Below are 11,701 nucleotides of genomic sequence, written 5' to 3'. Positions count from 1 at the left end.
CATCGATGTTGAATGAAAAATCGTTATCGCGAGCAGGCTCACTCCTACAGGTATTAGTGTTGCCCACAGAATTTGTGTTGTTCACACATTCTGTGGGCGGGGCGTCAGATCACCCGCGGTGACGGCCGCGGAAGTAGTTGATCAAGCCTTGGGTCGAAGCATCGTCAGCCGGGGTTTCTTCGCTGCCGACCAGGCGGTTGTAGACGCCTTTGCCCAGCTCTTTACCCAGTTCCACGCCCCACTGGTCGAAGGCGTTGATGCCCCAGATCACGCTTTGCACGAAGACTTTGTGTTCGTACATCGCCACCAATGCGCCGAGACGACGCGGGCTGATGCGTTCGACCACCAACGTATTGCTCGGACGGTTGCCCGGGATCACCTTGTGAGGCGCGAGCTTCTGCACCTCTTCTTCGCTCAAGCCTTTGTCGCGCAGCTCGGTTTCGGCCTCTGCAAGGGTCTTGCCGAGCATCAATGCCTGGCTTTGCGACAGGCAGTTGGCGTACAGCCACTGGTGGTGGTCGGACACCGGGTTGAAGCTGACGATCGGCACGATGAAGTCGGCCGGGATCAGTTGGGTGCCCTGGTGCAGCAACTGGTGATACGCATGCTGACCGTTGCAACCCACGCCACCCCAGATCACCGGGCCCGTGTCGGTGGACACTGGCGTGCCGTCCTGACGGACGCTCTTGCCGTTGGATTCCATGTCCAGCTGTTGCAGGTGCTTGGTGATGTTACGCAAGTAGTGGTCGTACGGCAGGATCGCGTGGCTTTGCGCGCCCCAGAAGTTGCCGTACCAGACGCCGAGCAAGGCCAGCAGCACCGGCATGTTCTGTTCGAAAGGCGCGCTCTGGAAATGCTGGTCCATGGTGTAGGCACCGGACAGCAGTTCCTTGAAGTTCGACATGCCGATGGCCAGGGCAATCGGCAAACCGATGGCCGACCACAGCGAGTAACGGCCGCCAACCCAGTCCCACATCGGGAAGATGTTTTCTTCGCGGATCCCGAATGCCACTGCCGCTGCATTGTTGCTGGAGACGGCGATGAAGTGACGGTACAGCTCGGCTTCCGAACCACCCTGAGCCAGGTACCAGGCGCGTGCGGCCTGGGCATTCTTCAGGGTTTCGAGGGTGTTGAAGGATTTCGACGAAACGATGAACAGCGTGGTTTCGGCACGCAGTTTCATGGTCAGTTCGTGGAACTCACTGCCGTCGATGTTCGCCAGGTAATGGCAGCGCACGCCTTTCTGGGCGTAGGACAGCAGCGCTTCGGAGACCAGCTCCGGGCCGAGGAACGAGCCACCGATGCCGATGTTCACCACGTCAGTGATCGGCTTCTCGGAGTAACCGCGCCACAAACCGTCGTGGATACGGCCCACGAGGTCGGTGATCTGGTTCAGGACCTTGTGCACTTCCGGCATCACGTTGACGCCGTTGACCTTCAGCTTGTCGCCGACCGGACGGCGCAGGGCGGTGTGCAAGGCCGGACGACCTTCGGAGGAGTTGACGATTTCGCCTTCGAACAGCGCTTTGATAGCGCCCTGCAGGTCGACTTCGTTGGCCAGGCATACCAGCAGATCGCGGGTCTGGGCGTTGATCAGGTTCTTCGAGTAGTCGAGAAACAGGCCGCAGCTGCTGAGGGTGAATTGGGTAAAGCGCTGCGGATCGGCATTAAAGGCTTCGCGCATGCTGAAATCTTGCATGGCTTGGCGGTGGTCATTCAACGCTTGCCAGGCGGGCAGAGCGGTAACGTCTTGAGGGGTGCGGTAATACGCCATCGCTGCGGGTTTCCTTTTTACTTGAACGGCCTTTTGAACACTAAAAATACCGGAGCGCTGTGGGTGGGCGTCCGGTCAACTGCGTCGACACGATTTCATGACACAGGGCGAATACAGTAAACCTCGCGCTGCAATCTGTCTTGACTTTGTCTGACCCGTTCCCGGTACTTTTTTATACATCAAGCAGGGAACAGTCCGACAAACGGAAGGGGGGAGGGGCTAAGACGGGATCAGGCGACCTGAACCGGAATGGCATTGCTGGTATGGCTCAGTTCATTACCCGGCGCCATGTAGAGCATGCGTGGCTTGAAGTTGAGCAGCTCGGCTTCGCTGTAATGGGCGTATGCGCAGATGATCACGCGATCACCGACCTTGGCCTTGTGCGCTGCGGCACCGTTGACCGAGATCATGCGCGAACCTTCTTCGCCACGAATCGCGTAGGTGGTGAAGCGTTCACCATTGTCGATGTTGTAGATCTGGATCTGTTCGTACTCACGAATGCCGGACAGGTCCAGCCATTCGCCGTCGATGGCGCAAGAACCTTCGTAATCGAGTACAGCGTGGGTGACTTCGGCGCGATGCAGCTTGGCCTTGAGCATGATGGCGTGCATGAGTGTTTCCCCTGGTCGGAATTGAACGGCGGGCCGCGACCACAGGCGCAGGCTGCAATCCTGCCGTTCAATTTTTTGATTTTGTTTTTTTAAACCGTAGCGTCGAGGTTCAGGTGCAGGTTATCGATCAACCGCGTAGTGCCAAGAAACGCTGCGACCAGAATCACCAGATCCCGATCTTGCGCCGTTGCCGGGCGCAAGGTCTGGGCATGACGAATTTCCAGGTAGTCAGGACGCAAACCCGCCGCTTCAAGCTGCTTGATCTGCGCGTCGATCAACGCAGGGAAATCCCGTTCGCCCTGTTTGATTGCGTCGGCAATCTGGCTCAAGCCGCGATACACAACCGGCGCAACGGCCCGCTGTTCTTCGCTGAGGAAACCATTGCGCGATGACAGCGCCAGGCCATCGGCTGCACGTACCGTCGGTTCGCCGATGATCTGGATCGGCATGTTCAGGTCATGCACCAGGGCGCGGATCACCGCCAGTTGCTGGAAGTCTTTCTGGCCGAAGATCGCCAGGTCCGGCTGGACCATGTTGAACAGCTTGGTGACCACCGTCGCCACACCTTCGAAATGCCCGGGACGGCTGGCGCCGCAGAGGCCTTGGGAGAGTTGCGGAACGCTGACGCGGGTCTGGCCGACCATGCCGTCGGGGTACATTTCTTCAACGGTTGGCGCGAACAGCAAGTGGCAACCGGCCTGGAGCAGTTTCTCCTGATCGGCTGCCAGGGTGCGCGGGTACTTGTCGAGGTCTTCGCCGGCGCCGAACTGCAACGGGTTGACGAAAATGCTCGCGACCACGAAATCCACTCGTTGGGTGGCTTTGGTCACCAGTGCCACATGACCGCTGTGCAGGTTGCCCATGGTCGGCACGAAGCCGATGCGCTTGCCTTCACTGCGGGCACGGGCCACGGCGGCCCGCAATTCGCGTACGGTTTTTACGGTGTTCATGCAGAGAATCCGTGTTCGATACCAGGGAAAGTCGCCGCTTTGACTTCAGTGACGTACGCACCAAGCGCCGCTTGAATGTTTTGTTGCCCGGCCATGAAGTTCTTCACGAACTTCGGCACACGGCCAGTGATCGACAGGCCGAGCATATCGTGCAGAACCAGTACCTGGCCGTCAGTGCCACTGCCGGCGCCGATGCCGATCACCGGGATTTTCACCGCCTGGGTGATCTCTTCGGCCAGTTCGCTCGGGACGCATTCGAGCAGCAACATCGCTGCGCCGGCCTGTTCCAGGGCGATCGCATCGGCACGCATCTGCCGCGCCTGGTTTTCGTTGCGACCCTGGACTTTGTAACCGCCGAGGATATTCACCGATTGCGGTGTCAGCCCCATGTGCGCGCACACCGGGATACCGCGCTCGGCTAGCAGACGGATCGAGTCCGCCAGCCACAGCGCACCTTCAACCTTGACCATATGCGCACCCGCCTGCATCAACAGGGCACTGTTGGTCATGGCTTGTTCGGTGGTGGCGTAGGCCATGAAGGGCAGGTCGGCGAGGATCAGCGCATCGGTGTTACCGCGCTTGACGCACGCCACGTGGTAAGCCATTTCAGCGGTGGAGACCGGCAGGGTGCTGTCGTGACCTTGCAAAACCATGCCGAGGGAGTCGCCCACCAGCAGCACTTCGACGCCAGCCTCATTGCAGGCGTGGGCGAAGGTCGCGTCATAGCAGGTCAGCATGGTGATTTTTTCACCTTTTTGCTTGAGACCTTGCAGAGTGGTCAGGGTGATGGCTGGCATGAAAAGTTCCTCATTCAGGCGCTGTGGAAACTACTGCGAGTAACGCGCGTGATTCTTCGTTAAATACAGGCGCACGGTCTGTTGTCGTGCTTTTAAGGCCTGGATTGCGCCCTTCAACGCCGTGTTGGCGGCAGCGGGACGCCTATAGTCGTGAGGAGAACTCGGGAAGTCAATTGCGTGTGTTACCGCATTGTTACGCCAGGGGTGTTACCGGGGTAACTGATGCGATTCAGCAGGATTGCCGTCGATCTTGAGCCGGGTACAAAACACTGTGGGAGCGGGCTTGCCCGCGATAGCGACTTTACATTCAACATCAATGTTGGCTGGTAGTCCGCCATCGCGGGCAAGCCCGCTCCCACAGGGATTAGCATTCTGGCTGAGGAAGTCGTTCCAGGCCGACGAACGGGCACGCTGCGAGCAATTCGCTAAGCGCGCGACCATCAGCCAGACGCAAATCCGCAGGTGCCAGTTCGGCCAGTGGATAGAGAACGAAGGCTCGTTCCTGCATATGGTAGTGAGGCACTTTGAGGCGAGGTTCATCGATCAGCCGATCACCGAACAGTACGATGTCGAGATCCAGCGTACGCGGTCCCCAGCGCTCCAGGCGCTCGCGACCCTGTCCGTTCTCGATGGCTTGCAGCGCATCCAGCAACTCCAGCGGCGGGAGCGTGCTGTCGAGGGCAGCAACCGCGTTGGTGTAACGCGGTTGGCCGGGCAGCAGCGAGTCGCTTTGATAGAACGCGGACACGCCGATCAGTTCGGTCTGCGGCAACTGCGCCAGCGCCTCGATGGCGCTGCGCAATTGTTCGGCGGGGTCAGCCAGATTGCTGCCCATGCCGATGTAGATGCGTTCCATGGATTACTCGCCCGTGGCGCTCGGTGCGCCGGCAGTGCGTTTGCGCTTGGCGCCACCGCTGCGGCGACGTTTGCGTGGAGCGCCGGTGCCGTCATCCTTGCCGCTGAGGTCGCGGATCATGTCGCGACGTTCGCTGTCGTTGGCGTCCTGATAATCCGTCCACCATTCGCCCAGGCCATCAGTCTGCTCGCCGGCGCTTTCGCGCAGCAGCAGGAAGTCGTAACCGGCACGGAACCGTGGATTGTCCAGCAACAGGTCGGCGCGCTTGCCGCTGCGGCGTGGCAGACGCTCTTGCATGTCCCAGATCTCGCGGATCGGCATGGTGAAGCGTTTCGGAATCGCGATGCGCTGGCACTGTTCGGCAATCAACTCGTGAGCCGCTTCCTGCATCGCCGGAATCGGCGGCATGCCACGTTCTTGCAGGCGCAATACACGAGCCGGCAGGGCAGGCCACAGCAGGGCCGCAAACAGGAACGCCGGGGTCACCGGTTTGTTCTGTTTGATTCGCAGATCAGTGTTGATCAACGCTTCGCTGATCAGCGTGTGGGTATACGTCGGGTTGTATTCCAGCGCCTCGGCACTGGCCGGGAACAGCGGATCGAACAGCTGCAGGTCGACCAGCATCTCGAAGGTGTCCGCGGCATGGCCGGAGAGGAACAGCTTGAGCACTTCTTCGAACAGGCGGGCCGATGGAATCTCGCGCAGCATCGGCGCCAGTTCACGGATTGGCGCGGCGCTGTGTTTTTCGATGCCGAAATTCAGTTTGGCGGCGAAGCGCACGGCTCGCAGCATCCGAACCGGATCTTCCTGGTAGCGTTGCTTCGGATCGCCGATCAGGCGGATCAGGTGATTGCGGATGTCGTGTACGCCGTTGGCGTAGTCGAGGATGCGCTCGCTGACCGGATCGTAATACAAGGCGTTGATGGTGAAGTCGCGGCGTTGCGCGTCTTCTTCCAGCGTGCCGTAGACGTTATCGCGCAGGATGCGCCCGCTCTCGTTGCGCGAGGACTGGTTACTGTCTTCCTCTTCATCGTTTTGCGGGTGATTGGCGCGGAAGGTCGCGACTTCAATGATTTCGCGGCCAAAGTGGATGTGCACCAGCTTGAAGCGACGACCGATGATCCGCGCGTTGCGGAATTCGGCTCGCACCTGTTCAGGTGTGGCACTGGTGGCGACGTCGAAATCCTTCGGTGTGATGCCGAGCAGCATGTCACGCACGCAGCCGCCGACCAGGTAAGCCTGATAACCGGCGTTCTGCAGGCGTTCGACGATGTTCACCGCGTAGCGACTGAATTGAGCCTTTTGCAGCGAATGTTGGCCGCTGTTGAGCACTTCAGGCGTACTGCGAATGTGTTGCGTATGACGCTTGGGAGAACGGAATGACTGGAACAGCTTCTTCAGCATGGGATGCACTGTTTGAAGGAATGTTCGGCCAAAACGAAGAATGACCGCATGATGGGCGGGGATTCTAGCATTTAGTCGGGGGATGGTGTAGGAAGCTGCGCAAGCGCTTGAAGCAGGGGCTTATAGCGGGTCTAAACGCCAGAAACTACAAGGGGAGCCGAAGCTCCCCAAGAAAGTAGTTGCGTGCTCTATTTTTATTTTTGATTCGGGCTTCTTGTTTTTGTTGAGTGCCCTCGCCATGAAGTTTTTCCTTCATGACCCTCCCAATCGGGAGCCAAGAGCAAACGGATTGCTTTGGTCGCTGTGTTGCAGTGATCTTGCGATCCAACCAGTTCGGGCTCTGTCTTGTGACAGTTTTTTGTTGTTCTCAGCCTGGTCGTGGGGCAAGCCCCAAATACAACGCCTCTCCAAAAGAATCAGTTAGCTGCGCCTCTCGCCGTCTTGTTTTTATTGTGCGTGAGTCGATACGTCTTATTTTTATTGTCTTGTGCATTGCTTGTTATTGTTCTTGTACCAAACATATAGCAGGGTGCGTGCCAACTTTTGCGAAGCCCAGCAAAACAAGGGGTTAGGCCGGCTGATGAGCTTTTCAGAGGCCAAAAAAAACCGGGGCTTCGTTACCGTAAGCCCCGGCTTCTGTTACGTGAAAAAACTGAGGTAACAGTTTTTTCACGAAGTCACGTGTTACCCGCGCATCAGACAGGCGCGGTTCAGCTCTCGCTGGCCACCCCGGTCTTGCGCCGCGGAATACCCAGGCGCTGACGGCGTTCCCACAGGCATTTGCGGCTGACCCCGAGTTTGCGGGCCAGCTCGGTTTCGGTCATGTGGTCCTGATGCTCGAGGACGAAGTGCTGGAAGTAGTCTTCCAGTGACAGGTCTTCGGTCGGCTCATGGCTATTGTTACCGGCGGCGCTGCCCTGTTGTGGGGGCAGGCCGATGAAATCGTCATCGTCCAGATCGCTCAGTTCGATGTCGATCCCCAGCAGCTCGGCGGAAATCTCCGGGCTCTCGCACAGGATGACGGCGCGTTCAACGGCGTTTTCCAGCTCTCGAACGTTACCCGGCCAGGAGTAATGACGAATCGCCTGCTCGGCATCCGGGGCGAACTTCAGATCAGTGCGGTTGACCCGCGCGCTCTGCCGCGCCAGGAACGCGTTGGCGATTTCGTTGACGTCGGCGCCACGTTCACGCAGGGCCGGCAGTTTCAGGGCGATCACGTGAAGGCGGTAATACAAGTCTTCACGGAACTGGCCGATCTTCGCCAGGCTCTTGAGGTCCCGGTGAGTCGCGGCAATCAGGCGCACATCGACTTTCTGTGACTGCACCGAGCCCACACGACGAATTTCACCTTCCTGCAGCACGCGCAACAGGCGGGCCTGGGCTTCCAGAGGCAGTTCGCCGATTTCGTCGAGGAACAAGGTGCCGCCGTCTGCCGCTTCTACCAGACCTGCACGCCCGGCGCTGGCGCCAGTGAACGCGCCTTTTTCGTGGCCGAACAGTTCGGACTCGATCAGGCTTTCCGGAATGGCCGCGCAGTTCACCGAAATCATCGGCGCCTTGGCGCGTTTGGACAAATTGTGCAGGGCGCGCGCCACCAGTTCTTTACCGGTGCCGGATTCGCCCTGGATCAGGACATTGGAGTCGGTAGGCGCGACTTTGCGGATCTTGCTGTACAGATCCTGCATCGGCGGACAGGAACCGATGATGCCGATTTCGCCGTTGTTGTTGCTGGCGCCCGGTTTCGCGGCGCCATTACCGGCTTTACCGGCGACCGGCTCGCCGCTGGCTTGCACAGTTTGACGGTCACGCAGGATTCGCGCGACGGCCTGGAGCATTTCATCGTGATCGAAAGGCTTGGCGATGTAGTCCACCGCGCCCATCTTCATCGAGTCGACCGCCGAACGCAGGCTGGCGTAGCTGGTCATGATCAGCACCGGAGTGCCCTGGCCGAGTTTGATCAACTCGGTACCTGGCGCACCAGGCAGACGCAGGTCGCTGACGATCAGGTCGAACGAGGGAATGGTGAAGCGTTCTTGTGCTTCCTGCACTGAACCGGCTTCGCTGACCTGGTACTGGTTACGTTCCAGCAGGCGGCGCAAGGCGGAGCGGATAATTGTTTCGTCTTCGACGATCAAAATGTGCGGCATTGATTCGATACTCTCGACGGTCTCAGTTCACAGCGGACGTCGCTTCGACATGACGCGGCAAGGTCACCCGGATACGGGTGCCGCGTTGGCTTTGAACATCAGCCGGGCTGTCGATGGTGATTTGTCCATAATGCTCTTCAACGATGGAATAGACCAGTGCAAGGCCCAGACCGGTGCCTTCGCCAGGATCCTTGGTGGTGAAGAAAGGTTCGAACAATCTATCCATGATGTTCTTCGGAATACCGCTGCCTTCGTCCTCCACGATCAAATCGACCGTGTGTTCGCCGGCTTCGCTTTTGACCCGTACCGCACTGCCGGGAGGCGAGGCGTCGCGGGCATTTGAGAGCAGGTTGATCAGTACTTGCGCGAGTCGCTGCGGGTCACCTTCACACCAGTGATCGGGGTCGCACAGATTATAGAACTGCACTTCGAAATTGCGTCGGTTCAAGGCCAGCAAGCCGATGGCATCCTGCGCCACTTCGGCCAGACAGACGGGCTCATCACTGTGCTGATGACTGCCGGCGTGGGCGAAGCTCATCAGCGACTGAACGATGCGCGACACGCGTTTGGTCTGCTCGAGGATCTGCCCGCTGATTTCCTTCAGTTCACTGTCTTCTTCGCGCTCTTCGCGCAGGTTCTGCGCCAGGCAGGCTATGCCGGTGATCGGGTTGCCGATTTCATGGGCTACGCCAGCCGCGAGTCGGCCGATGCTGGCCAGCCGCTCGGAGTGCACCAGTTTGTCTTCGAGCATCTGGGTTTCGGTCAAGTCTTCTACCAGCAACACCAAGCCGCTGTTACCTGGTGCGAGCGGTTCATCGATCGCGGCTTTGTGCAGGTTCAGCCAACGGGTCTGGCCGTCGAGGGCCAAGTGCTGTTTGTGCAAATGCTCGTCCGGCAGATTGATAAAGCCTTGCAGCAGTTCTTTCCACGGATCGGCAATGGTGCTCAGGCGCGAACCCACCACACGTTGCGCGGCAATCCCGGTCAGCTCCTCCATGGCTTTGTTCCACATGAGGATTTCCTGATCCTTGGCCAGCGAGCAGACGCCCATCGGCAATTCCTGCAGGGTCTGGCGGTGATAGCGGCGCAGGGCATCGAGTTCGGCGGCAAGGCCGGTCAGGCGCGAGTGGTAATCCTCGAGGCGACTTTCGATGAAGTGAATGTCTTCGGTGACATAGTTCTCGCCGCCCGCCTTATAGGGCAGGAATGTTTCGACCATGTCTTGCGCCACGCTCGGGCCCATCAGGCCGGACAGGTTGGCTTCGATGCGGTCACGCAGGCGGCGCAAGGCATAAGGCCGGCGCTCGTCGAATGGCAGATAGAGGTCGCGCAGTGCTTGTTCAACTTCTTTCTGCGCAGCCTTGGCGCCCAAGGGTTTTGCCAACTGCGTGGCGAATTCCTGAGGCGACGCGGCGTGCAATTCGCGGCGTTGCGGGCGACGCACGTTGTCCACGGCGCAGGCTTCGGCGGCGCTGGCTTCTTCCGGGCTGGCGTTGGTAAACAGCGAGATCAGGGTGAACATCAGCACGTTGGCGGCCAGCGAGGCGATCGCGGCCATGTGCCAACTGGTGTCGTCCAGCACGTAGATCATGTTCAGCAGCGGGATGTAAAAGCCCTGCAGATTGCCAACCAGCGGCAGCAGCATGGTCACCAGCCACACCAGAATCCCCGCGAGCAAACCGGCGATGAAACCACGGCGGTTGGCGGTCGGCCAGTACAGTACCGACAGCACGCCCGGCAGGAATTGCAGGGTGGCGACGAAGGCGACGATGCCCAGATTCGCCAGATCCTGTTCCGCGCCCAGCAGCAGGTAGAAACCGTAACCGGCCATGATGATCGCGACGATCAGCGCCCGACGGGTCCACTTCAGCCAACGGTAGATATTGCCTTCGGCCGGCGGCTGATAGAGCGGCAACACCAAATGGTTCAGCGCCATACCAGACAGGGCCAGAGTGGTGACGATGATCAAACCGCTGGCCGCCGACAATCCACCGACATAGGCCAATAGCGCCAAAGCCTTGCTGTTGGCCGCGATACCTATGCCCAGCGTGAAGTATTCCGGGTTGGTGGTGGCACCGAGTTTCAGTCCGGCCCAGAGAATCAGCGGTACCGCCAGGCTCATTAACAGCAGGAACAGCGGCAAGCCCCAGCTCGCACTGACCAGCGAGCGCGGGTTGAGGTTTTCGGTAAACGTCATGTGGTACATGTGCGGCATCACGATCGCCGAAGCGAAGAACACCAGCAGCAGCGTACGCCATGGGCCTTCCTGCAATGGCGTGTGCAAAGCGGCGAGGGCGGTCTGGTTTTGCAGCAGCCACAGTTCCAGCTGTTGCGGGCCATCGAACACGCCGTACAGCGCATAGAGACCCACGCCGCCGATGGCGATGAGTTTGATCACCGACTCGAAAGCAATCGCGAACACCAGGCCTTCGTGTTTTTCGCGAGTGGCAATGTGGCGGGAGCCGAAGAAAATCGTGAACAGCGTAATCAGTGCGCAAAAGCTTAGGGCCACGCGATGCTGCACTGGCTCGCGGGTGAGGATGCCGATGGAATCGGCCACCGCCTGAATCTGCAACGCCAGCAACGGCAGCACACCGATCAGCATGAAAATCGTGGTCAGCGCGCCGGCCCAGGTGCTGCGGAAGCGGAAGGCGAACAGATCGGCCAGCGACGACAGCTGATACGTGCGGGTGATTTTCAGGATCGGATACAAAAGCACCGGTGCCAGCAGAAACGCGCCGGAGACGCCCAGGTAGCTGGACAAAAATCCGTAGCCGTATTGATAGGCCAGGCCCACCGTGCCGTAAAACGCCCACGCGCTGGCATACACGCCCAGCGACAGGGTGTACGTCAGCGGGTGGCGAATGATCGCCCGGGGGATCATGCCCCGTTCGCTGACCCAGGCTACGCCGAACAGCACCGCCAGGTAGGCGGCGCTGATCAGGATCATCTGGGTCAGGCTAAAGCTCATCGGCATCTTTTTGACTCTGCAGGATGAAGGTCACGACGATCAGAATCAGCCAGAGCAGATAAGGGCGATACCAGGCGCCAGTGGCGTCGATCCACCAATCCATGATGGCTGGGGAGAACAGATAAATCCCCACTACCAGGAGCAGGACCAAGCGATAGATGTACATCCCGGCCTCTCTTTTTTATGCGCGT

General features: G+C 59.3%; 9 protein-coding genes. All 9 read right to left on the bottom strand.

The window, feature by feature from the left end:
• Positions 1–109: 109 nt before the first annotated feature.
• The 9 genes from pgi to QF010_RS28450 all read right to left on the bottom strand — a co-directional run bounded on the left by pgi (position 110) and on the right by QF010_RS28450 (position 11,676).
• Entirely contained in the window at positions 110–1,774 is a 1,665-nt protein-coding gene (pgi, locus tag QF010_RS28490) for a glucose-6-phosphate isomerase (protein ID WP_033054348.1), read from the bottom strand.
• A gap of 230 nt (positions 1,775–2,004) precedes the next feature.
• Positions 2,005–2,385 carry an aspartate 1-decarboxylase gene (panD, locus tag QF010_RS28485; RefSeq protein WP_008153310.1) on the bottom strand — a complete coding sequence of 127 codons (381 nt, stop codon included), beginning with the start codon at positions 2,383–2,385 and terminating at the stop codon, positions 2,005–2,007.
• 89 nt (positions 2,386–2,474) lie between these two features.
• Positions 2,475–3,335: a pantoate--beta-alanine ligase gene (panC, locus tag QF010_RS28480; protein ID WP_429534412.1), complete on the bottom strand. Its 861-nt coding sequence runs from the start codon at positions 3,333–3,335 to the stop codon at positions 2,475–2,477.
• Entirely contained in the window at positions 3,332–4,132 is an 801-nt protein-coding gene (gene panB, locus QF010_RS28475; RefSeq protein WP_429534411.1) for a 3-methyl-2-oxobutanoate hydroxymethyltransferase, read from the bottom strand. Before panB ends, panC begins: the two co-directional genes overlap by 4 nt.
• Positions 4,133–4,496: 364 nt before the next feature.
• Positions 4,497–4,988 (bottom strand): 2-amino-4-hydroxy-6-hydroxymethyldihydropteridine diphosphokinase, encoded by a 492-nt coding sequence (gene folK / locus QF010_RS28470; protein ID WP_429534410.1) that lies wholly within the window; start codon positions 4,986–4,988, stop codon positions 4,497–4,499.
• Positions 4,989–4,991: 3 nt separating this feature from the next.
• Positions 4,992–6,392 carry a polynucleotide adenylyltransferase PcnB gene (locus QF010_RS28465; RefSeq protein ID WP_008153304.1) on the bottom strand — a complete coding sequence of 467 codons (1,401 nt, stop codon included), beginning with the start codon at positions 6,390–6,392 and terminating at the stop codon, positions 4,992–4,994.
• A 710-nt stretch (positions 6,393–7,102) separates the two neighbouring features.
• Positions 7,103–8,539 carry a sigma-54-dependent transcriptional regulator gene (locus tag QF010_RS28460; protein ID WP_033054354.1) on the bottom strand — a complete coding sequence of 479 codons (1,437 nt, stop codon included), beginning with the start codon at positions 8,537–8,539 and terminating at the stop codon, positions 7,103–7,105.
• A 22-nt stretch (positions 8,540–8,561) separates the two neighbouring features.
• Positions 8,562–11,516: a sensor histidine kinase gene (locus tag QF010_RS28455; RefSeq protein WP_197281704.1), complete on the bottom strand. Its 2,955-nt coding sequence runs from the start codon at positions 11,514–11,516 to the stop codon at positions 8,562–8,564.
• Complete coding sequence (locus QF010_RS28450) at positions 11,500–11,676, bottom strand: hypothetical protein (RefSeq protein WP_003176118.1); 177 nt, start codon at positions 11,674–11,676, stop codon at positions 11,500–11,502. The genes QF010_RS28455 and QF010_RS28450 overlap by 17 nt, the downstream gene beginning before the upstream one ends.
• Positions 11,677–11,701: the final 25 nt, after the last annotated feature.

The organism is Pseudomonas silensiensis (assembly GCF_050434865.1).
Classification (GTDB): Bacteria; Pseudomonadota; Gammaproteobacteria; order Pseudomonadales; family Pseudomonadaceae; genus Aquipseudomonas; species Aquipseudomonas fluorescens_W.
Note: the sequence above shows the minus strand (reverse complement) of the source record. Positions and strands in the feature narration are given on the sequence as shown.

Excerpts from the sequence above, each read along its gene's own strand:
- QF010_RS28465 (WP_008153304.1), bottom strand. The coding sequence starts at position 6,392 with ATGCTGAAGAAGCTGTTCCAGTCATTCCGTTCTCCCAAGCGTCATACG.
- QF010_RS28455 (WP_197281704.1), bottom strand. The coding sequence starts at position 11,516 with ATGCCGATGAGCTTTAGCCTGACCCAGATGATCCTGATCAGCGCCGCC.
- folK (WP_429534410.1), bottom strand. The coding sequence starts at position 4,988 with ATGGAACGCATCTACATCGGCATGGGCAGCAATCTGGCTGACCCCGCC.
- pgi (WP_033054348.1), bottom strand. The coding sequence starts at position 1,774 with ATGGCGTATTACCGCACCCCTCAAGACGTTACCGCTCTGCCCGCCTGG.
- QF010_RS28450 (WP_003176118.1), bottom strand. The coding sequence starts at position 11,676 with ATGTACATCTATCGCTTGGTCCTGCTCCTGGTAGTGGGGATTTATCTG.
- QF010_RS28460 (WP_033054354.1), bottom strand. The coding sequence starts at position 8,539 with ATGCCGCACATTTTGATCGTCGAAGACGAAACAATTATCCGCTCCGCC.
- panC (WP_429534412.1), bottom strand. The coding sequence starts at position 3,335 with ATGAACACCGTAAAAACCGTACGCGAATTGCGGGCCGCCGTGGCCCGT.
- panD (WP_008153310.1), bottom strand. The coding sequence starts at position 2,385 with ATGCACGCCATCATGCTCAAGGCCAAGCTGCATCGCGCCGAAGTCACC.
- panB (WP_429534411.1), bottom strand. The coding sequence starts at position 4,132 with ATGCCAGCCATCACCCTGACCACTCTGCAAGGTCTCAAGCAAAAAGGT.